The sequence below is a fragment of the Trichormus sp. NMC-1 genome (assembly GCF_001858025.1).
Taxonomy (GTDB): domain Bacteria; phylum Cyanobacteriota; class Cyanobacteriia; order Cyanobacteriales; family Nostocaceae; genus Anabaena.
In genome coordinates this window covers 79,133-99,848 of the sequence record NZ_LZQD01000002.1, presented here as the reverse complement: position 1 = coordinate 99,848, position 20,716 = coordinate 79,133, and the positions used below count along the sequence as shown (strand labels likewise).

Sequence of the window (20,716 nt, the reverse complement as noted above, 5' to 3'; positions counted from 1 at the left end):
ACAAGTCGAGGATTTATCTAGTTATAATGAAATAAATATCAGAATATACCAGCCATGAGCAATAACATTATCAATAATAAAAAGCAAATTTTTGACCGTTGGTCATCCAGCTACGATTGGACATTTCCTTCTTTTATTTACCAAGCAATCCATAAAAGACTACTTTCTAAAGTTGAATTAGCAGCAAATGCGAATGTCCTTGATTTAGGTTGTGGTACTGGAAGATTATTAGATAGATTAGCAAGTCAGTTTCCGGGAATTCGAGGAACAGGATTAGATTTATCTCCGCAAATGTTGCGGATCGCTAGACAAAATAACCGCCACCGTCCTCGCTTAATTTATGTTGAGGGTAATGCTGAAAACCTCCCTTTTGCGGAGGGTCAATTTGATGCCGTATTTAATACTATCAGTTTTTTACATTATCCCCAACCAGAACAGGTTTTAAATGAAGTAGCACGAGTACTTTCTCCCGGTGGACGCTTTTATTTAGTTGATATAACTGCTAATAACTCAATATTTCAACTCATGGCAAAATCTCCAGCCGGAATTAAATTCTATAGTCGAGAACAGCGTGAACAACTAGGTTCTGAAGTCGGACTTTTGTGCTTAGGTCACTACTATTTATTAGGTTTTGTGTTGTTGACAATTTTTGCCAAATCTGATTAACAATTAAAATAATTCCTGATTCTTAAGTTGGGTTTTGCTACGCTCAACCCAACCTACAGAAAAATGGCGAAGGTATTGCTGTAGGAACGTAGTTTTTTCACCCTTGATTGTATTGCTAAACCCGCCTTTTTTATTTATTGTCTTTAATTGATTGAGAAAGAGCTTTAAAAAGTATACCGGCTTCTGCTGGAGGTTTAAAGGTGAATTGCAGATAAAAATTACCCGGAGTTGCAGGTTTATGGGAAATTTTGGCATAGATGTCTTCACTCAATTTTTCTGGATTGCCATCTATTAATAGGTTGAGCTTAATATTAATGAAATTAGAAAGTGCAGTATCTGATTCTATGTTATCGATTTGCACTAAGGCTCCTTCACCTGATAGTTTGATTAAATGTCCTTTGAATATATTGGTAGAAACTTGCTTACCATCAACTATTTGGTAGATGATGGGAATTGGTGCTATCAGATCAACAAAGATATCTGTGTCTTTGGTTAAAAACAAGTTATATGGTTCACCAATACCACCAATATCATAAACTGTGATTAATTCTTTAACTCCTTTTGGTTTGATTTGCTTTTCTCCATCGATTCTGAGGGTTGCTGATCCAATTGCTTTTAAAGTTGCTTCAGAAATGAGAATTTGTTTGGCTGTTGTATAAGTTTCAATGCGGAAAGCGAGATTCATTTCTTTGCCTATGACGGTGTATTCAGTGTGTTTTTCTGAGCCAATATTGCCAACGACAACTTCTCCAGTATTAATACCAATACCCATTGCTAAAGTTGGTAAATCTAATTGGGCTAACTTTTCGTTAACAGCAGTCATTGCTAACTGCATCGCTACAGCACAAGCAACTCCTCGTTGAGCATCATCTGCCCTGCGTGTGGGCGCTCCAAAGAGAATAACAATACCATCACCCATGAATTTATCAATGGTTCCTTGGTGTTGTGCGATCGCATCTAACATGAATTCCAGATAGATGTTGAGAACTTGTACCACTGCTTCTGGAGACAGTCGTTCTGATAGGGCGGTGAATCCTCTTAAATCGGAAGTGACGATGGTAATTTTTGCCCTTTTACCCCCAATTTTCAATCCTTCGGGGCTTTCCAGCAAAGTAGCAACTACCTCATCTGTCAGGTAACGCCCAAAAGTTTTGCGAATTGAATCTGCGGTGTTAGCAATATAAGTTGTAATAGCAATAGCCGCACCGGTCAGTGCTAAAAATGGGGCAACAACAGGCAACCACCAGCCCCAAACAAAAGCTATGTATGTACTACCGAATAAAACTCCTTGCGCCAATATCAGGGTAGTTCCCCACCACCAAAAAGAGGATTTAAGGGACTTACCTACATATCGCCACCGCCAAGTTAGGATAGCACCAACCCCTGACCAGAAGGCAATCCACAGCCATTCTTGGGGTTCTGACCAACTTTTAATTAAGGCGTTACCTTTGAGGGCAGCATTCAAAATTTGGCTGGTGAGATGTGCCTGAACTTCCACCCCAGACATGGGTTCTGGGATACTGAGCAAATCGCCACTGTAGGGAGTGTAGAATAAATCATTGAAACTTTCACCCACCATCCCAATTAAGATAATGCGATCGCGTCCCCAATCTTTTGGGACTCGGTCTTCTAAAATATCTCTGAGGGAAACTGTATTAAAAGAGCCGGTCTCACCTTGGTAATTCAATAACATTTGATAGCCATTGTCATCGGCGCGGATATAGCCACCATCATGAGATTGAAAGCGAGAAAATAAGGTTTTACCTAACTGCCAATTTTTATTTCCCTGAACAGTAATACCCTCTTTTTGGAGATAAAGTAATGCTAGATAAAAGCTAAAGCTGTAGACAGGTTTATTGTTGGCATCTGCTAGATAAATGAAACCGCGTCTGATCTTGTTATCGGCATCAGCAATTACATCATTTGCCCCTACTTGATCCTTGGCTTTAAGTACAGGTGGTGGTGGAACTGGCTGATTATTGCCATCGCCCACTACTTTTTGAATCCCAATCACATAGTCGGTTGATTCAAACACCTTCACTAAATCCTGATGGCCTGGTTCAAAAGGGAGATCTCGATAAATATCTAAACCAATTGCTCTTGGCTTTCTGGCTTTGAGTTTTTTCAGCAACTTCGCATAAACACCATCAGCAATGTAACCTTGCTGAAGATATTGCATATCTGCTTCTTCAATCCCCACAATCACAATTCTGTCATCCTGGGGTTGAGGCGGCCGCCAACGCATATATTGATCAAAAGCTGCCCAGTCCCAAGATTGTAATAAACCAAGAAAGCGCAAAAGGATTACTAATCCAGCAATACTTGGGGTCGTAATCCCAACAGCCCGCCATTCCCACAAAAAACGTTTTATTTTGCCCATATCCTAGGAAAATCAAAGGATTTAATACTCAAGAACTCAGCACTACTGAGGGACTAATTCTGTGGTTTAGGGGAAGAGGAAGAAATTTCGACCAGCTTTTCTAACTTAACTGAGTTTAACAGTTCTATCCATTCTGCTTGTGCTTGGGGATTGCGATCGCGCAACTGATCCAAAATCTTTAGAGTTTCATGCCAAATTCCATATTTAGCATACAATTTTGCCTGTTCTACAGAGTTCGCTTTTAGCTGTTGTATTCTAGCCGTTTGTTTCTTACTCAAAGAAGTACGCTGAATCCAACCCTCAAGTGCTTTATCTGCTTCTCTATCCAGAGGATTACAGATAACTAAGAATTGCCATTGATAAGTTTTACCCGCTGCTAAGTTGACAGTATTTGGCATACTTATCTTCACTATTCCTGGAGTATTCACAATTGGAAAAATTTTTTCATAAACAACTGTTTCCGTTTCTTTGTCAATCACACGAAATTCAGCGTTCTTATTAATAGCCTTCGGAACCTGTACATAAACTGTGGGGTTGGGAGCCACTGTCGTCAACACATTATTTTCTGGAGTCAACGCAGTCAGATATGTTTGGCGCTGATTAAGATTGTTTGAGATTAATCCATTAATTAAGCTCTCATTACCACAAACAGTACCCCGCGAACCCGCTCCTGAAGTTCGTGCCGGTGCGCCCAAATCTTGCGCTGGCGGGAATTTTACGCTCACTCGCAATCCTGGGTATAACTGTGCGTTACTTTGAGTTGGTATGATAGGAATCATGAAGATTCCCGTCAAAATTCCCAAAGTGCGGGTTTTTACTTGAACAGAAGAAAACTTTCTACTCATATACACTAGCTTCGATCAATTTCGATGATACATATCTAACACTAGTCTAAAATTTTATCAATGCCAACAAGATAGACGCGGGGACACGGGGACGCGGTGACGCGAGGATTCATTTGTAGCTTTAATTTAAGTGAATTGATATTACACGGAGATTAAAAGCCTCTCCCTTTGTCGGAAGAGGCTTTGCGAAAGGTATTAAATTACTTACTTACAGCGAATTCCTTTGTTATAAGGTACATCATAGCCCCCTCATCGCTTGCGGGGAGGGGGTTGGGGGTGGGGTTCTTGTACCTCATGACACGGGGAAGTGCTGTATGAGTATTAATTAATTAGCAACTTTTTGATTTAACCACTTATACAAATCTTCTAACCCTTCACCAGTAGTAGCAGAAACTTGGAAAATCTGCATTTTAGGATTTACTTGTTTTGCATATTCAATGCAGCATTGAACATCAAATTGTACATAGGGAAGTAAATCAATTTTTGTGAGAATCATGATTTCACTAGCGCGAAACATATGGGGATATTTAATTGGTTTATCTTCTCCTTCCGTCACCGATAAAATTACGACTTTAGCAGCTTCTCCTAAGTCAAATAAAGCCGGACAAACCAAATTTCCGACATTTTCAATCATCACCACAGAATCTAATGGTGGGTTAAGTTTTTGTAAACCTCTTTCTATCATTGATGCGTCTAAATGACAGCCTGTACCTGTGTTAATTTGCACAACTTTACAGCCTGTTGCTTTAATTTTTTCAGCATCATTAGTAGTTTCTTGATCACCTTCAATCACGCTGATAGTTAATTTATCTTTTAAATCATTAATTGTGCGAGTTAATAATGTAGTTTTTCCCGCCCCAGGAGAACTCATTAAATTTAAAGCCAGGATATTTCGACCTTTAAACCAGCCGCGATTTTGGGCAGCTAATAAGTTATTTTTTCCTAAAATTTCTTGTTCTAAAGATATTGTTGTATTATGTATTTTAGCATGAATTTGGGGCGCTTCTTCATGGTGATGAGTATGGGTAATTACAGTCCCATCTGGTAAAGTATGAGTATGATGATGTTCATGTTCTAAGTTAGTAATTTTAGCTTCATTATCATCAGCACAACCGCAAGTTACACACATAAATCCTCCACTTCAATTTCTTTAATTTTTAGTTCTTCACCAGTAATTATATCTAACTGCACGCTACCACATTCACAAATACCAAAAGGTTTTTCTACATAAAATTTTGTCCCACATTGACGACATTTAGCCATTCCTGGTATTTCTAATATTTCTAATAAGGCACCTTCTACTATTGTATCTTTGGCACAAATATCAAAACAGAATTTAATCGCATCTGGCATAATAGCTGATAATTGACCAATTTCTAATAATACTCTTTGGACTTTTTTCCCTTGGGCGTTTTCCCTAACTATAGCGATGATGTTTTGGGTAATTCCTAGTTCGTGCATAGGTTTTTTTATTTCACGCAGAGACGCGGAGGCGCAGAGAGAGGAGGGAGTTTAACAAATTCTTGGGAGTTGGTCGCCGACTAGCATATCTATGATTCTTTCTGCACCAAAGGCGGTTTTTAGTAAGACTATTCCTGGTGGTGTGGGGATAATTTCACCTATGATAGATGCTTGTTTTCCTGTTGGATGATTTTGCATTGTTGATAAAATTATCTCTGCTTTTTCTGGAGGGGCAATTATGACTAATTTTCCTTCGTTGGCTAGATATAAGGGTTCTAAACCGAGTATTTCACATACTCCATTTACTTCTTCTCGAATGGGAATTGCATTTTCATTGATGCGTATTCCTACGTTTGCTGTGAGGGCAAATTCATTTAATACTGTGGCTAAACCTCCTCTGGTTGCATCTCGCATAGCGTGAATTTGGGGGCAAACTTTGATGATTTCGGCTACTAGTTCATGTAATGGTTGACAGTCACTTTCTATATCTGTTTCTAATGCTAATTCTCCTCTAGCAATTAATATTGCTGTGCCATGATTTCCAATTTCACCGTTTATAATTACTACGTCTCCCGGTTGAATATTGCGGGGTGAAATATCAATATTTGGGGGAATTATGCCAATTCCCGCAGTGTTAATAAATAGTTTGTCAGCACAACCACGATTCACAACTTTTGTGTCTCCTGTGACTATTTGCACTCCGGCTTTTTGTGCTGCTTTCTGCATACTGGAAACTACACGGCGTAATGTTTCTACTGGTAAACCTTCTTCTAATATGACGCTACAGGTAAGATATAAAGGTTTTGCACCACTGACGGCTAAATCGTTAATTGTGCCGTTAATTGCTAGTTCTCCTATGTCTGAACCTGGGAAAAATAAGGGATCTACTACATAGGAATCTGTGGTAAATGCTAATCTATTTCCATGTTGGGAAAGGCTGGCTAAATCAAATGTTGCTTGGTCTTCTAATTGGGAAAGAATGGGATTATCAAAGGTTTTTACAAAGATATCATCTATCAAGTCACGCATGGCTTTACCACCGCTACCATGTGCGAGATTAATATGGGTATCGCGGATTTTTCCCTGACGACGACGGACTTGTTCAATTTTTTGAAAGAGGGAATTTTGATTTGAGTTAATTGTCATTTTTAAATTGTTTTATAAGTATAAAAATTGTATTTTTTTGACAGGCATTTTGCCTGTCATTTTAAATTATTTACCAATTCTTTCTTTCATCTCTATCTTCGCGCTTATTGTTATTTTTGTCATAATGCAAAACGCCACCAACAGCCCAATCTTCTCTTTCAACTTCCTCAATATTAACAATTATTGATTCAGATTTAGTATCTAAAATAGAGACTAAAGCGTCAGTCATAGCTTTGACTAATTTCCGTTTTTTTTCTATGGAGTTATTTTTACTAATTCTGACGGTTACATAAGCCATGTAATTTTCCTCAAATTGTGGAATTTAGACTGATAGAGATTCGTTAGATACACCTGATTTATCTCTTTTTCCCAGAGTCGAAAGTCGCCCATATTTGTAATATGCTGCACAAGCACCTTCGGAAGAAACCATACAAGTTCCTATGGGTGTTTCTGGTGTGCAAGCTGTTCCAAATACTTTACATTGCCAAGGTTTTAAGACTCCTTTAAGAATTTCTCCACATTGACAAGCTTTATGATCTGCTACTGTTAAGTTAGGAATTGTAAATTTGGCTTCGGCATCAAATTGGGCGTATTCTTCGCGGATTTTAAAACCGGAATTGGGTATTTCTCCTAAACCTCTCCATGCAAATTTTTCGCGGACTGCAAAAACTTTATTTATGGCTTTTAATGCGTTTTGATTTCCGGCTGTTTCTACTAAGCGATTATATTGATTTTCTACTTGACAACGTTTTTCGACTATTTGTTTTAGCAACATCCAAATTGATTGGAATATGTCTAATGGTTCAAAGCCAGAAATAACTATTGGTTTATGATATTTTTGGGCAATAAATTCGTAGGTTTCTGTACCTATGACCATACTTACATGACCGGGACCGACAAAACCATCCAGTTCTAAATCTGGATTTTCTAATAATGCTTGTAATGCAGGAATTACTAATACATGATTAGAAAACATACTAAAGTTAGTTATATTTTCTGCTGCGGCTTGGAGTATGGTAAATGCTGTGCTGGGGGCGGTGGTTTCAAAGCCTAAACCGAAGAATACTATTTCTTTATTGGGGTTTTCTTTGGCTATTTTTAAGCTATCCAAGGGTGAGTAAACCATGCGAATATCTGCACCCTGGGCTTTGGCTTGTAAGAGGCTGGTTTTTGAACCGGGTACGCGCATTGCGTCGCCAAATGTGGTGAAAATTATGTTAGGATTTTGGCAAAGTGCGATCGCATCATCTATTCTACCTTTGGGCATGACGCACACTGGACAGCCTGGCCCGTGAATTAGTTCGATGTTATCGGGTAATATTTCTTCGATTCCGTATTTGAAAATTGAATGGGTATGTCCTCCGCATACTTCCATTATTTTGATGTGTGTATCTATTTTTTGGCTGAGTTTTTCGATTTCTTTTTGTAATGCTTGGGCTTTTTCTGGGTTACGAAATTCGTCTACGTATTTCATATTTTTATTTCTCACGCAAAGGCGCAAAGGCGCAAAGGAAGAAAGGAAATTTTAAGTGTAAGTTTGGGCTATTTCTTGCAATAGTTGTAATGTTTCTGCGGCTTCTTGTTCGTTAATTCGGTTCATTGCAAAGCCGACGTGAACTAATACCCAGTCTCCTATACAAGCTTCTGGGGGGTGTTGTTCGTCTACTATACAAGCTATGTTTACTTGGCGTTTTACTCCTCCAATATTAACTATTGCTAGTTTATGTTCTACGTTGGTTATTTCTGTTATTTGTCCGGGTATTCCTAAGCACATTTTATTTTTCCTTTTTTTGAAGATTTATCTCACGCAGAGACAACAGAGGTTTTTATGTTATTTATTTTAAGTATTTAGCAGCAGCTATAACAGCTTGTCCTAGTGATAATCCTCCATCGTTTGCAGGTACTATACTATGAGTTAATACTTTAATTTCTGATTTTTCTAATCCCATTTTTACCTGTTTTAATAAAATTCGATTTTGAAATACTCCCCCTGTTAATGCTACTTGGTGAAATTCATGTTCTTGTCTAATTTGTTTAACCATTGTTACCACTGCAATAGCTAAACTTTTATGAAATTTTGCAGCTATTTCTGATGAGGAGGTGTGCTGGTTTATATCATTGAGTATTTGTCGCCATGTGGAAGATGTATCTATATAATAGATATTATCTGATTTTTCAAATTTAAAGGTATAGTTTAGAGTTTCTTCATCATTGTTTAATATGTTAACGTCAGCTAGGGCTTCCATTTCTATGGCTGCTTGTCCTTCATAACTGCATTTCTCTGGACAAATACCTATTGCGGCAGCTACTGCATCAAATAATCTCCCTACTGATGATGTTAAGGGTGAATTAATACCTTTTTCTATGATTTGGTTGAGTAATTTGGGATTTTTATTTTCTAAAAGTTTGATTATTTCTAATTCACTATATTTTTTTTTGATTTCTTCCCATGTAAAGGCGTTTATTAATTGAGAGTATGTATTTCTCCAAGGTTGATAAATTGCTTGTTCTCCTCCTATCATAGATATAGGTTTAAATGTCGCTAATCTTTGAAAATCATGATAATCTGCTAATATAAATTCTCCGCCCCATAGTTGACCATCTTCACCATAACCTAATCCATCAAATGCTATTCCTAAAACTGGTTTTGTGTTTAAGGAAATTTGATTTTCTGCCATGCAAGCTGCTATATGGGCATGATGATGTTGAATTTGATAAAGTGGAATTTGATTAGCTGTTGCTAGTTCTTTACCCAGTTTAGATGATAGATATTCTGGATGTTTATCAATAGCAATGATTTCGGGTTTATGGGCAAATAAGTTTAGATATAAATTCAAGGTTTCTTGATAAGCGTTAAATGCTGTTGCGTTTTCTAAATCTCCTAAATGTTGTGATAAAATTGCCTTACCTTCTCTTAATAAGCAAAAGGTATTTTTTAACTCGCTACCCATTGCTAAAATTGGCGGTATTTTTTCAAATCCAGGTGGTAAAGGAATTGGTGCTGGTGCATATCCCCTAGCACGTCTGAGGGTTTGTATTTGATTATCGATAACTCTGACAACTGAATCATCTAGTCGGTTCACAATATCACGGTTATGTAAAAGAAAATAATCAGCTATTTTTGATAATTTATTTTTTGCATCTTCATTATCTATACATTGTGGTTCATCAGAAATATTACCGCTAGTTAAGACTATCGGGTGGTTCATGCGTCTGAGAATTAAATGATGCAAGGGGGTATAAGGAAGCATGAAACCCAGAGTATTTTGTCCTGGTGCTATAGAAGATGGTAATTGTTTATCTGTTTTTACTTTTAATAAAACAATGGGTGCAGCAGGACTTGTTAATAATTGTTTTTCTAAATCATTAATATAGCAATATTCAGAAATAATATCAATATCTCTTGCCATTAAAGCCAAAGGTTTATGATAACGTTGTTTGCGGTTTCTCAGTTTTAAAACTGCATTTTCTAAAGTTGCGTCACAAGCTAAATGAAACCCACCCAAACCCTTAATAGCAACAATTTCACCTTTTTGTAATAAAGTACAAACAGCATCTACATCATCTAACATTGAGAACATATCAGAAATGACTGGTTTACCGTCAGCGCGTTCTAACCATGCACGAGGCCCACATACATGACAAGCAACAGGTTGGGCGTGAAAACGGCGATTTTCTACATTTTTATATTCCTTTTCACATTCCTTACACATCGGAAAATTCACCATGCTGGTGTTATTTCTATCGTAAGGAATAGCGCGAATAATACTCAACCGGGGACCACAATGAGTACAATTAGTAAAAGGATAACGAAAATAACGACTAAAAGGATCAAAAATATCCTTTTGACATTGGGGACAAGTTGCAGCGTCAGCAGAAATTTCGGTTTTCACCACACTATTAACACTTGGAGAAATCACAAAGCCATCAAAATCGAATTCCCCAAAATATGGACTCCTCTTCACCTCATTAATTTTTGCCAAAGGTGGACATTCTAGATATAATTTATTTATAAATACTGTAATTTCTTCCTCATTGCCAGAAACACGAATTAAAACACCTTCACCATCATTACAAACATCACCCTTTAACCCACAAACCTTCGCCAAACGATACACAATAGGACGAAAACCTACACCTTGCACAGTCCCACAAACCCTAACTTCTTCAATAGGCATCTTTCTTCCTTTGCGCCTTTGCGTCTTTGCGTGAGATAATCAAAACTTCCAAATCAAAACGCGATTATTTCCAGAATCAGCAATTACCGCAGTTTCTCCACAAACTTTAATTCCATAACACCAATTTAAACTTTGTCTTGTTGGTAGTCCAAAATTACGATTTTCGCTTTTCTTGGTAAAATTATCTTGTCCCACTACACCATCAGCATTCGCATCCTGTAATAATAATATAGATTCTGGTTTCTTCCATCCTAGCAAACGAGAATTAGCTGTATCTGCAACTATTAACCAATCTTGCCAAATATCTACTCCATAAGGCATACTTAAACTACTGGCACTAGGAAAATAAACTCCTTGATTTAATTCCACCAAATTAAAGTTTTTTTGCCCTAAAACCACCTCACAAGGGGCATTATTTTCTGTTGGTATTCCTTTCCAAATCATTACCCGGTTATTACCTGCATCAGTAACAACTAAATTATCTTCCCAAAGGGTGATATCATGACACCAACGCATACTGGAAGCCGTAGGAGAACCACCCCCGTTTTCATTACGAGATATCATGTTTGGTTGTCCCAAAACTATATCCGCAGGTTGTCCATTTTCGGTGGGAAATTGATTCCAAATCAATAAACGACGATTTCCGGTATCGGCTACAAATAACTTACCTTGATGATAGAAAATACCGTAAGGCCAATGTAGGGTATTTGCCGCAGGTTCTCGATTTCCTCGATTTGATTCATTATCAATAAAGTTAATTTGTCCTAATACTAAATCTGCGGGAACATTACTATCTTCTGGAACATTATACCAGATTAAAATGCGATGATTCCAAGCATCGGCAACGGCTAAACCTGTACCACATTTACAAATACCTGTAGGAACACTAAATGTAGATTTTCCTGGTGTACCTTTAGCGTTTTGTCCTTCAGAATAAAAGTCTGGTTGTCCTATTACCCAATCAGCTGGTTGATGATCTTTTGTGGGTAAATTTCGCCAACCTAATAAACGATGATGTCCTGTATCTGCTACCCATAATATTCCTGTTTCTGATAATAAACAAGCTGCACGGGGACCGAACATTGTTGAAGGGGTAGGTGCAATAGGTATGGCTATTTGTTCGGGTGTGGTGGTGTTTCCTAATATTACTTCTGCACCATGAGGGGAAAGGGGTGTTGGGTTTGGTATTTTGGGTATTAAGGTCATTATTTATCTCACGCAGAGGCACAGAGAGAAGATATAGTTTTTGGGAGTTCAACCCTACTGCATTTCGCAGGTCTTGGGCAGTTTTTGGCTTTTTCTGAAAGCCTTGCGCCATTTCTATCAGCATTTGGATTTTTTCTGCTGCTGTTGCTGACTCCGAAGCAATAGCTGCGATCGCTGCCTTGACTGCTGAATCTGTAATACTAGGGGTCATAATTGGCGTACTCTAGCCGGTTGGGGAATTAAGTTTGTCAACACCCACACACAAAAAATGTGGGGCTATAAACTAAGCCGATTTACGCAAGTTTCGAGTCTTTTCAACAGATTCCCCAATCTCAAACTTTTCTATCTCTCCTGACAGAGAGATAAAACACGAGAAGCCAAAATTTCAATTAACAGGTATTTTTGCCCGCAATCTTATGACCACTCCTTTGATTGCCTAAGTCAATTCTTCTCACTATAAAACAGTTTGTTGAGAAAATCCTAGCGGGAAATTACCAATATCAATAGCAATTAAAAGTTTGTGAGGAATTCTTCAAAATTAAAAATCAAAAATTAAAAATTAAAAATTGAAGACAGTTGGAGTAGGGGACACTTACCCGACTCAACTGAGACTAAGTGTAGATTTAGAGGTCTCAAACCCTTGAATTTACGATGATAGGACAGGCGAGATGCCTGCCCAAATATATCACTAAGGAACAATCAAAACTGGACAAGGGGAAAGGTTAATGACGCGACTGGTGACGCTATCAGTTGCGCCTTCATGGGGTTTAGAGTATAATTTGCAACTTTTCAAACATCCTCTAATATTGTTTATTTTTGCACTTGCACATAAACGTTATCACCCTTAACTTTTACTGGATATGATTGTAAGGAAATATCCGGTACTGTTAAACATTCACCTGTGTTTAAATTATATTGAAAATTATGTGCAGAACAGGTAATAATTCCTGTTTCTACAGTTCCTTTATCTAACGGAAAACCCAAATGAGAACAACTATTTCGATAACAACTAATATTATCACCTTGTCTGTACATAATTACATCATTATTGGCAACTCTAACTGCTAAGATGCGATTTTCAATTATGTTATCTAATGTTGTTGCTTTCACCCAATAGGAATCTGTAGGGAGAGAATTAGCAGGAGGATGAGAATTACCCTTAACCGCAACTACTCTTGTAATTTCTGGACAATGTTTTTTAATAGTCTGTTCTATTCCTTGGGTTAAAGTTAAGGTAGAAGTGGCACAATTACTACAACTACCAATTAATTTAACTTCAACTATATCTGGTAATTTAATGGCGACTAATTCTACATCTCCCTGATGATTTTGTAAACTGGGACGAACTTCGGCTAATGCTGTTTGGATACGTTCTGATAATGGAGGTTTAACTAAGTTATGATATAACAAAACTGCATAAACAATTTCATCATTTACAGCTTGATGCAAAGCTGATACATTTTCTTGTTTAAGACTTTTAATTAAATTAGTTAATGCGGCTTTATGTAGAGATTCAATAGCCCGTTGTAAACCTACGGCTACACACCTTTGACTTTCATCCCATTCTGAAATAATCGCTTCAAATCGGTTAATATCTGTAATCAATTCCTCTAGTTGAGTCATTATTGATCTGCTTAATTAATTATAAATATTAAAACTCAACCCCACAGATAAATCTGTAGGGATTGATAACTTTTAATTTGGTATTTATGCAAAGTCATTTCATTCTAAAGTCTTGTAGCAGAAAAGGCATCATGACACCAGTTACTAAACTCGCTACAGTAATGGGAATACAAAGAGGGATAGCTGCCTGTGCTAATAATACTATTATTAGTGTACCAACACCACTAGCAATAGTGGTTTGACGGAGAAAATAGATAGGATCTCGTAATAGTTTACCTTTGAGAAGTAACTTAAAAGAAAACCAGCTTAGTTCTAACATATATCCTCCTAGTAGTTAGATAAGAAATTCATCATTAATAAGCCGAGAATCAGGGCAGGAATTATTCCCGCTGGTGCGAATAAACTACCAATAGTTGCAGCGAATTTATAGCCTAAGTCTTTACCTGCAATTATCATGCCGCTAATTGCACCACCAATCATTGATAAAATTACAGCAATGATTAACCAAGTAAATGCTGTAGTGAGGTTTAATTCTGTATTCAAACTATACAGAAATTCTTTAAATGCTGGGTTATTGACAAAATCAAACATGGAATTCTCCTATTGAGGGTTTAATGCAAGACAAATGCTTGCATTTCTGCTGCTACATCTTGTAGTGCTTTGGCTACTACTTCCGCTTGTTCTAGTTGTTGATTTTCGGTAAATATTTGCCAAGCTTCTTGATAGTAGGATTTGGCTGTTAGTAGATTTTGCTGATTACCTAATTCGGGTTTTTCTGGGTTGTCTGGTAAGTTAAATAGGGCGTTGGCTTTGTTAGAAATTGTGTTAGCATATTCTAACGGTGTATCTTGAGGATTCCGCACTTTTAAGGCTTCGTTGTAGGCAGAAATAGCCCGTAGGTTATTCTCTACAGGATGGGAACTGATTAAATATTGCAAAGCGTTACCTAAGTTGTTTTGCAACATCGCATATTCCCTAGGATGGTCAATGAGGTTAATATGTTTGAGTGCTACTTCAAAAGACTGGACTGCTAACCCTTGACGTAAATATTCCCGTTCTGATGCCATTGGCATAGAAAGATATGCGATCGCTATATTGTTAGATAAAATCGCGTATTCCTGTGGGTAATCTTCCCAGCTAAACACCCGCAAAGCCTGATGATAAGCTTGAATGCTGTCAGTTATCCGCGCTAAATTGTCGGGAACTAGGGATTGCAAAACTAACCCCAAATTCATCTGTGCTTCTGCTACTTCCTCTGGTGTCGCCAATTGTTGTAATATTGGTAAGGCTTCTTCATAACCTTCTTTTGCTTGTAGCAACAATTGAGAATCTGCATCAGGAATGATCTGGAGAGTACCTGCTATTCCCACCTTAGCCCGTGCTTTTAGTAAAGGATAGTTCTCACCGCACATTTCATAGGCACGATAAAACAACCCTACTGCATTTCGCAGGTCTTGGGCAGTTTTTGGCTTTTTCTGAAAGCCTTGCGCCATTTCTATCAGCATTTGGATTTTTTCTGCTGCTGTTGCTGACTCCGAAGCAATAGCTGCGATCGCTGCCTTGACTGCTGAATCTGTAATACTAGGGGTCATAATTGGCGTACTCTAGCCGGTTGGGGAATTAAGTTTGTCAACACCCACACACAAAAAATGTGGGGCTATAAACTAAGCCGATTTACGCAAGTTTCGAGTCTTTTCAACAGATTCCCCAATCTCAAACTTTTCTATCTCTCCTGACAGAGAGATAAAACACGAGAAGCCAAAATTTCAATTAACAGGTATTTTTGCCCGCAATCTTATGACCACTCCTTTGATTGCCTAAGTCAATTCTTCTCACTATAAAACAGTTTGTTGAGAAAATCCTAGCGGGAAATTACCAATATCAATAGCAATTAAAAGTTTGTGAGGAATTCTTCAAAATTAAAAATCAAAAATTAAAAATTAAAAATTGAAGACAGTTGGAGTAGGGGACACTTACCCGACTCAACTGAGACTAAGTGTAGATTTAGAGGTCTCAAACCCTTGAATTTACGATGATAGGACAGGCGAGATGCCTGCCCAAATATATCACTAAGGAACAATCAAAACTGGACAAGGGGAAAGGTTAATGACGCGACTGGTGACGCTATCAGTTGCGCCTTCATCCGTTAAGCCTAACCCCCGACAGCCCATAATAATTAAATTGGCCTCGATTTCATCAGCAACATCACAAATAGTAAAGGCTGGTTTACCTTGTCTTTCCAACACTTCGGCTGTAATTCCTTGCTGAGAAAATAAGGCTTGGGCATTTTCTAGCAGTTTAGCAACCGCCTCTGGAGACACCATAGGATCAGGATTAGGGGTATCTGAGGTTGGTTCTTCCACGACTGACAGGAGTACTAAGCGACTACTGTACTTCTGTACTACGTTGGCAACTACATCCGCAGCTTCCCGCGCAGCCCGACTTTGATCAATTGGAAACAGAACTGTCTTAAACATAAATCACTGGGACACCCCGTACTCCGGTAAAATCTTCATAGTTATACTTTCAAAACAATAACAAAAAGGCAATCAGGAGGGTTTAGTTGTGTCCAAAAAAAGTTTAGCAAGTTTATCTGCGGCTGATATTTCTGGTAAACGCGCCTTAGTGCGGGTTGATTTTAACGTTCCTGTAGATGATCAAGGCAAGATTACCGACGATACTCGCATTCGCGCTGCGCTGCCAACCATCAAGGATTTGACCGAAAAAGGCGCTAAGGTGATTTTAACAAGCCATTTTGGTCGCCCCAAGGGTGTAACTGAAAAATTGCGTCTGACTCCTGTTGCTAAACGCCTCTCTGAGTTGTTGGGACAAGAAGTTGTCAAAACTGATGATTGTATCGGTGATGATGTGGCGGCGAAGGTTGCGGCTTTGCAAAATGGCCAAGTGCTGTTACTAGAAAATGTCCGCTTTTACCCAGAAGAAGAGAAAAACGATCCTGAATTTGCGAAGAAATTGGCTGCAAATGCTGATTTTTATGTAAATGATGCGTTTGGTACTGCACACCGCGCCCATGCTTCGACTGAAGGTGTAACCAAGTTCCTCAGTCCTTCTGTGGCTGGATATTTGGTGGAGAAGGAATTGGAATATCTGCAAAATGCGATCGAAAATCCCCAACGTCCTTTGGCAGCAATTATTGGCGGTTCCAAGGTTTCTAGTAAAATCGGCGTGATTGAAACTTTGTTGGAAAAGTGCGACAAACTGATCATTGGTGGTGGGATGATTTTCACCTTCTACAAAGCCCGTGGTTTGAGTGTTGGTAAGTCTTTGGTGGAAGAAGATAAGCTGGAATTAGCGAAGACTTTGGAAGCTAAGGCTAAAGAACGTGGTGTGGCTTTGTTGCTACCTACAGATATCGTCTCCGCAGATAAGTTTGCGCCTGATGCTAATGCTACTACTGTCAGCATTGAAAATATCCCTGCCGATGGTATGGGTTTAGATATTGGACCTGATTCTGTGAAGGTTTTCCAAGCGGCTTTGGCTGATTGTAAGACTGTGATTTGGAACGGGCCTATGGGCGTGTTTGAGTTTGATAAGTTTGCGGCTGGTACGGAAGCGATCGCTCATACTCTAGCAGAAATCGGCAAAACCGGCACAACTACCATTATCGGTGGTGGTGACTCTGTAGCCGCTGTGGAAAAGGTAGGTTTGGCTGATCAAATGAGCCACATTTCTACCGGTGGTGGTGCTAGTTTGGAGTTGTTGGAAGGTAAGGTATTACCTGGTATTGCAGCTTTAGATGAAGCATAATTAAAAGTATGAAGGATGAAGTTTTTGGCTTTGTCCTTCATTCTCTGCAATTAACCAAATTAAGGAAAACAATATGCAAGTACAAACTCGCAAACATATTTACACTCCTGAAGAATATTTAGAATTAGAAGAAAAAGCACTTTATAAAAGCGAATATCGGGATGGAGAAATTATACCTATGACTGGGGGAACTGGTAATCATAATAAAATTACACTAGCTATTGCGGCGATTTTACTATATGCCATGAGACGCAAAAACCATGAAGTTTTTATGGGAGATATGCGTTTATGGATTCCACAATTTAAAGAATATACTTATCCTGATGTAATTGTAACTGATGGTCAGGCTAGTTATACAGGTAAAAATAATACTACCGTTACTAATCCTTTATTAATTGTTGAGGTATTATCTAAGTCTACAAAAAATTATGATCAAGGTGATAAATTTACTTTTTATCGTTCTATTCCGCAATTTAAAGAATATGTTTTAGTGGAACAAAATCAATATCAGGTAATGCACTATAGCAAAACTAATGAGGGAGAATGGATTTTTCGAGAATATAAATCTGAAGATGATATTGTTAAGTTACAATATCTTGATTTTGAAATTAGTTTAGTTGACATTTATCAAGATGTTAATTTTGAGGAAAAAGAGTAATGGCTATTGCGTATTTCAGTTTACTGAAAAAGAAGCGTTCCGTAGGAATTGCTCATACTCTAGCAGAAATCGGCAAAACTTGCACAACAACCATTATCGGTGGTGATATATCTGTAGTTGATAGTATTATCAGAGCTATGCTAGAAATAGCAAACTTCAAGGAAAGAGCAAATTATGGAAGAATTACTAGAACTCAGAGAATTAGTGGTTTCTGGCAACCTAGAAGCGGCTCTATCTTTAATTGATGAATTGGAAGAAATGAGCAAAGAAGATAAAATTAATAAAATTTATAGTTATTGTGTAGTGCTTTTAATCCATTTAATTAAACAACAGGCAGAAAAAAGGACAACTCCTTCTTGGGATGTTTCTATTCGCAATGCTACTGACGCAATTAATCGGATCAACAAACGCCGCAAAGCTGGAGGATATTACATGAACAAAAAAGAAATAGAGGAAATTTTATTAGAAGCTTATAATCGAGCTTTAGATAATGCGGCATTAGAAGCTTTTGGTGGAATTTATGATGGATTAACCTTAAGAAATATGGTAGATCAAGAATTAATTATCCAACAGGCTTTAAATTTTATTTTGTTGGGTTGCGCTGTCGCTTAACCCAACCTACAAAAACTCTTAACCGAACAGTATTGATTCCTGACTTTATTCACCTTAAATTTTTCAATTATTATTTGGTGACTGTGTTGGTGTTGGTGTTGGTGTAGGTTCTTCTGTGGGTGTTTCCGTTGGTGTTTCTGTTGGTTCTGGTTCTGGGGGATTTTCTGCTCTGACAGTCAGTTGATACTCTACTGGTTCTGAGGCTGTGGAAACAACGACAAATTCATAAAATCCTTTTTCAGGTAATGTCTTGGATACAGTTCGCTGTTGGGAATCTTCTAAAAATACGATTTTCCCAGAGGGAGAATAAATTGATAGTAAAACTTTTGAATTTGCTTCTAGCGTAACTTCCATAATTTGATCTTTAGCTAGTCCAGCAATGAAAACTTTACCTCTCCCTGGTTGGAGAGTTCCGCTGACTGTTTGACTTGTACCACCTTCAGGAAATACTATTCTTTGAAATGCGCTGTTGGCAAGAATAGCGTTAAGTTGATCATTTACAAATCCGTACCAAACTTGCCCAATGGGTTGCTTGATAAAATCTTTACCGCGCTGTTCAGGAAATTCACGTAAAAATGCAGCATCACCCAAATCATATAAAGAACGACTACCAACGTTGATTTTATTAACTTCTACTTTCCAACGATCGCGTTCTGCTGAGGTGTAAGTTCCCAGTTGACGACGAGCATTAGAACTGAGTCCTGAGAGCTTTTCTAGGACTTCTGAGGCGGTTTTATCCCATTCTGCTCGCAAACTTTCATCTTCTGGACTATCGCTTAGAGTGCGCCCTTTTAAGCTGGGGTTCTTTTCCCTAAATACTTGATTAACTAAACTAATATAAAAGTTATAATCTATACTTAATTGTTGACGGCGAGCGCTCAATCTTTCTTTACGTCGTTTTTCCTCTGGTGAATAATTGACTTCGGGTTCGGGTGACTCCGTTTCAGTCGGGGTAGGACTAGATGTAATTGTGGCGTTACTTTCTCCTAGATCCCTTGTACGGCTATTGAATCCCCACCAAAGTATACCTGCGCTGGCAAATAAGGCTAAGGTAACAATAAAGACGTTGGTTGCTGTCCAAATACTTTGGGTTTGAGGAGTGGGAGTAATTACAGGTTGGGGTGCTGGGATTTTGGGGGGAGAAACTGCGACAGTTGCAGATATGGGGGTTTGTGTGGGGGTAGGTGGTTGTGTAGCGGGATAATTAAGCGGTTGCGGGTTAAGGGCTTGGAGAACTTGACGGGCTGATTGATAGCGATCGCTCACGTTTGACGATAACATTTTATCTATTATCTGTCCTAACATGGGACTGAGGCTTACTTCCCGTCGCCATTGCCAACTAAAATTATAAGTATCAATTAACTCTTGGGGTTGTTTTCCTGTCAGTAAAACTAACACCGTTACAGCTAAAGCATATAAGTCACTGTGGGGAGATACCAGACCGGTTTGCATTTGTTCTGGGGGTGCAAATCCTATTTTACCTAGCAGCGTTCCACCGGAAGGAGATGTCATTGCCCCGCTTTGGTAATATTGAGAAGCGACGGTTGCTGCAACTTGTTTGACACCACCAAAATCAATTAATACTGGTAATTGATCAGCATTCCGAAGCATTAAGTTATCAGGAGAAATATCTCGGTGAATTACACCAACTGAGTGAATATATTCCAAAACTGGTAAAATTTGCTGTAATAGCTGACGAACTTCTATTTCTGTAAATCTTAAACCCTGCAATTTGCGGCTATTTAATAAAGAATTATAAGTTTCCCCATCTACATGATCTTGTACCAAAAATAAGTATTCTTTCCCTTGCAAATTGATGTGTAATAGTTCTCTAAATTTAGGAATTTGGGGATGTTGCAATTTATAAAGAACACTTGCTTCTCTCTGAAACAGTTCTTCGGCTTTTTGGACAACGTAGGGAGTTTGAACTTGGGGGGAGAATTCCTTTAAAACACAAGGTTCTCGGAAGCGGTTGATATCTTCAGCTAAATAAGTACGTCCAAACCCACCTTGTCCGAGTAGACGTACAATAACATAGCGATCGCTTAAAGTTAGTCCCGCTTGAATACCAGAACCTATACTCTTCTCTAATATTTTCTCCCCACATTGGAGACAAAACTTACTACCAGACGGATTTTGATGTCCTTGAGAACAATACATATTAGTCATTAGT

21 protein-coding genes and 1 pseudogene are annotated in these 20,716 nt (G+C 38.3%); 5 read left to right on the top strand and 17 right to left on the bottom strand.

The window, feature by feature from the left end:
* Window positions 1-54 precede the first annotated feature (54 nt).
* Window positions 55-666: a class I SAM-dependent methyltransferase gene (locus A9Y75_RS07320; RefSeq protein WP_071188920.1), complete on the top strand. Its 612-nt coding sequence runs from the start codon at window positions 55-57 to the stop codon at window positions 664-666.
* Between the two features lie 130 nt (window positions 667-796).
* Here A9Y75_RS07320 and A9Y75_RS07315 read toward each other — a convergent pair whose 3' ends face one another.
* The 16 genes and pseudogenes from A9Y75_RS07315 to A9Y75_RS07245 form a co-directional block, all read right to left on the bottom strand.
* Complete coding sequence (locus A9Y75_RS07315) at window positions 797-3,046, bottom strand: adenylate/guanylate cyclase domain-containing protein (RefSeq protein ID WP_071188919.1); 2,250 nt, start codon at window positions 3,044-3,046, stop codon at window positions 797-799.
* A gap of 53 nt (window positions 3,047-3,099) precedes the next feature.
* A complete protein-coding gene (locus A9Y75_RS07310) occupies window positions 3,100-3,891 on the bottom strand; it encodes a DUF928 domain-containing protein (RefSeq protein ID WP_071188918.1) in 792 nt (263 codons plus the stop codon).
* A 325-nt stretch (window positions 3,892-4,216) separates the two neighbouring features.
* Window positions 4,217-5,020, bottom strand: coding sequence for a hydrogenase nickel incorporation protein HypB (gene hypB, locus A9Y75_RS07305; RefSeq protein WP_071188917.1), 804 nt, complete (start codon window positions 5,018-5,020; stop codon window positions 4,217-4,219).
* Window positions 5,011-5,352, bottom strand: coding sequence for a hydrogenase maturation nickel metallochaperone HypA (gene hypA / locus A9Y75_RS07300; protein WP_071188916.1), 342 nt, complete (start codon window positions 5,350-5,352; stop codon window positions 5,011-5,013). Before hypA ends, hypB begins: the two co-directional genes overlap by 10 nt.
* 51 nt (window positions 5,353-5,403) lie before the next feature.
* A complete protein-coding gene (gene hypE / locus A9Y75_RS07295) occupies window positions 5,404-6,498 on the bottom strand; it encodes a hydrogenase expression/formation protein HypE (protein ID WP_071188915.1) in 1,095 nt (364 codons plus the stop codon).
* Window positions 6,499-6,568: 70 nt separating this feature from the next.
* Window positions 6,569-6,796 carry a 4-oxalocrotonate tautomerase family protein gene (locus tag A9Y75_RS07290; RefSeq protein ID WP_071188914.1) on the bottom strand — a complete coding sequence of 76 codons (228 nt, stop codon included), beginning with the start codon at window positions 6,794-6,796 and terminating at the stop codon, window positions 6,569-6,571.
* Between the two features lie 24 nt (window positions 6,797-6,820).
* On the bottom strand, window positions 6,821-7,972 hold the full coding sequence (gene hypD, locus A9Y75_RS07285; protein ID WP_071188913.1) for a hydrogenase formation protein HypD: 1,152 nt from the start codon (window positions 7,970-7,972) through the stop codon (window positions 6,821-6,823).
* A 51-nt stretch (window positions 7,973-8,023) separates the two neighbouring features.
* The gene (locus tag A9Y75_RS07280; protein WP_071188912.1) at window positions 8,024-8,272 is read right to left on the bottom strand and encodes a HypC/HybG/HupF family hydrogenase formation chaperone; all 249 of its coding nucleotides are present in this window, start codon (window positions 8,270-8,272) and stop codon (window positions 8,024-8,026) included.
* Window positions 8,273-8,333: 61 nt separating this feature from the next.
* Entirely contained in the window at window positions 8,334-10,676 is a 2,343-nt protein-coding gene (gene hypF / locus A9Y75_RS07275; protein ID WP_071188911.1) for a carbamoyltransferase HypF, read from the bottom strand.
* A 39-nt stretch (window positions 10,677-10,715) separates the two neighbouring features.
* Window positions 10,716-11,882 carry a hypothetical protein gene (locus tag A9Y75_RS07270; protein ID WP_071188910.1) on the bottom strand — a complete coding sequence of 389 codons (1,167 nt, stop codon included), beginning with the start codon at window positions 11,880-11,882 and terminating at the stop codon, window positions 10,716-10,718.
* A gap of 688 nt (window positions 11,883-12,570) precedes the next feature.
* Window positions 12,571-12,642: pseudogene (locus A9Y75_RS27380) on the bottom strand (universal stress protein); the annotation flags it as partial.
* A gap of 50 nt (window positions 12,643-12,692) precedes the next feature.
* Window positions 12,693-13,505 carry a NifU family protein gene (locus A9Y75_RS07265; protein ID WP_071188909.1) on the bottom strand — a complete coding sequence of 271 codons (813 nt, stop codon included), beginning with the start codon at window positions 13,503-13,505 and terminating at the stop codon, window positions 12,693-12,695.
* A gap of 94 nt (window positions 13,506-13,599) precedes the next feature.
* Window positions 13,600-13,824, bottom strand: coding sequence for a hypothetical protein (locus tag A9Y75_RS07260; RefSeq protein ID WP_016949618.1), 225 nt, complete (start codon window positions 13,822-13,824; stop codon window positions 13,600-13,602).
* An 8-nt stretch (window positions 13,825-13,832) separates the two neighbouring features.
* Complete coding sequence (locus A9Y75_RS07255) at window positions 13,833-14,096, bottom strand: hypothetical protein (protein ID WP_071188908.1); 264 nt, start codon at window positions 14,094-14,096, stop codon at window positions 13,833-13,835.
* A gap of 20 nt (window positions 14,097-14,116) precedes the next feature.
* Window positions 14,117-15,097 carry a hypothetical protein gene (locus A9Y75_RS07250; RefSeq protein WP_071188907.1) on the bottom strand — a complete coding sequence of 327 codons (981 nt, stop codon included), beginning with the start codon at window positions 15,095-15,097 and terminating at the stop codon, window positions 14,117-14,119.
* 477 nt (window positions 15,098-15,574) lie between these two features.
* On the bottom strand, window positions 15,575-15,982 hold the full coding sequence (locus A9Y75_RS07245; RefSeq protein WP_071188906.1) for a universal stress protein: 408 nt from the start codon (window positions 15,980-15,982) through the stop codon (window positions 15,575-15,577).
* An 88-nt stretch (window positions 15,983-16,070) separates the two neighbouring features.
* Here A9Y75_RS07245 and A9Y75_RS07240 point away from each other — a divergent pair, with 88 nt between their 5' ends.
* The 4 genes from A9Y75_RS07240 (at window position 16,071) to A9Y75_RS07230 (ending at window position 18,543) form a co-directional block, all read left to right on the top strand.
* The gene (locus tag A9Y75_RS07240) at window positions 16,071-17,273 is read left to right on the top strand and encodes a phosphoglycerate kinase (protein ID WP_071188905.1); all 1,203 of its coding nucleotides are present in this window, start codon (window positions 16,071-16,073) and stop codon (window positions 17,271-17,273) included.
* Between the two features lie 73 nt (window positions 17,274-17,346).
* Complete coding sequence (locus A9Y75_RS07235; protein ID WP_071188904.1) at window positions 17,347-17,931, top strand: Uma2 family endonuclease; 585 nt, start codon at window positions 17,347-17,349, stop codon at window positions 17,929-17,931.
* Window positions 17,931-18,176, top strand: coding sequence for a hypothetical protein (locus A9Y75_RS28330; protein ID WP_177176131.1), 246 nt, complete (start codon window positions 17,931-17,933; stop codon window positions 18,174-18,176). Before A9Y75_RS07235 ends, A9Y75_RS28330 begins: the two co-directional genes overlap by 1 nt.
* Complete coding sequence (locus A9Y75_RS07230; RefSeq protein ID WP_071188903.1) at window positions 18,106-18,543, top strand: DUF29 family protein; 438 nt, start codon at window positions 18,106-18,108, stop codon at window positions 18,541-18,543. The genes A9Y75_RS28330 and A9Y75_RS07230 overlap by 71 nt, the downstream gene beginning before the upstream one ends.
* 63 nt (window positions 18,544-18,606) lie before the next feature.
* Here A9Y75_RS07230 and A9Y75_RS07225 read toward each other — a convergent pair whose 3' ends face one another.
* Window positions 18,607-20,712: a serine/threonine-protein kinase gene (locus A9Y75_RS07225; protein WP_071188902.1), complete on the bottom strand. Its 2,106-nt coding sequence runs from the start codon at window positions 20,710-20,712 to the stop codon at window positions 18,607-18,609.
* Window positions 20,713-20,716 lie beyond the last annotated feature (4 nt).

Coding starts and splice junctions, on each gene's coding strand:
- A9Y75_RS07320 (WP_071188920.1), top strand. CDS start 55: ATGAGCAATAACATTATCAATAATAAAAAGCAAATTTTTGACCGTTGG.
- A9Y75_RS07315 (WP_071188919.1), bottom strand. CDS start 3,046: ATGGGCAAAATAAAACGTTTTTTGTGGGAATGGCGGGCTGTTGGGATT.
- A9Y75_RS07310 (WP_071188918.1), bottom strand. CDS start 3,891: ATGAGTAGAAAGTTTTCTTCTGTTCAAGTAAAAACCCGCACTTTGGGA.
- hypB (WP_071188917.1), bottom strand. CDS start 5,020: ATGTGTGTAACTTGCGGTTGTGCTGATGATAATGAAGCTAAAATTACT.
- hypA (WP_071188916.1), bottom strand. CDS start 5,352: ATGCACGAACTAGGAATTACCCAAAACATCATCGCTATAGTTAGGGAA.
- hypE (WP_071188915.1), bottom strand. CDS start 6,498: ATGACAATTAACTCAAATCAAAATTCCCTCTTTCAAAAAATTGAACAA.
- A9Y75_RS07290 (WP_071188914.1), bottom strand. CDS start 6,796: ATGGCTTATGTAACCGTCAGAATTAGTAAAAATAACTCCATAGAAAAA.
- hypD (WP_071188913.1), bottom strand. CDS start 7,972: ATGAAATACGTAGACGAATTTCGTAACCCAGAAAAAGCCCAAGCATTA.
- A9Y75_RS07280 (WP_071188912.1), bottom strand. CDS start 8,272: ATGTGCTTAGGAATACCCGGACAAATAACAGAAATAACCAACGTAGAA.
- hypF (WP_071188911.1), bottom strand. CDS start 10,676: ATGCCTATTGAAGAAGTTAGGGTTTGTGGGACTGTGCAAGGTGTAGGT.
- A9Y75_RS07270 (WP_071188910.1), bottom strand. CDS start 11,882: ATGACCTTAATACCCAAAATACCAAACCCAACACCCCTTTCCCCTCAT.
- A9Y75_RS07265 (WP_071188909.1), bottom strand. CDS start 13,505: ATGACTCAACTAGAGGAATTGATTACAGATATTAACCGATTTGAAGCG.
- A9Y75_RS07260 (WP_016949618.1), bottom strand. CDS start 13,824: ATGTTAGAACTAAGCTGGTTTTCTTTTAAGTTACTTCTCAAAGGTAAA.
- A9Y75_RS07255 (WP_071188908.1), bottom strand. CDS start 14,096: ATGTTTGATTTTGTCAATAACCCAGCATTTAAAGAATTTCTGTATAGT.
- A9Y75_RS07250 (WP_071188907.1), bottom strand. CDS start 15,097: ATGACCCCTAGTATTACAGATTCAGCAGTCAAGGCAGCGATCGCAGCT.
- A9Y75_RS07245 (WP_071188906.1), bottom strand. CDS start 15,982: ATGTTTAAGACAGTTCTGTTTCCAATTGATCAAAGTCGGGCTGCGCGG.
- A9Y75_RS07235 (WP_071188904.1), top strand. CDS start 17,347: ATGCAAGTACAAACTCGCAAACATATTTACACTCCTGAAGAATATTTA.
- A9Y75_RS28330 (WP_177176131.1), top strand. CDS start 17,931: ATGGCTATTGCGTATTTCAGTTTACTGAAAAAGAAGCGTTCCGTAGGA.
- A9Y75_RS07230 (WP_071188903.1), top strand. CDS start 18,106: ATGGAAGAATTACTAGAACTCAGAGAATTAGTGGTTTCTGGCAACCTA.
- A9Y75_RS07225 (WP_071188902.1), bottom strand. CDS start 20,712: ATGACTAATATGTATTGTTCTCAAGGACATCAAAATCCGTCTGGTAGT.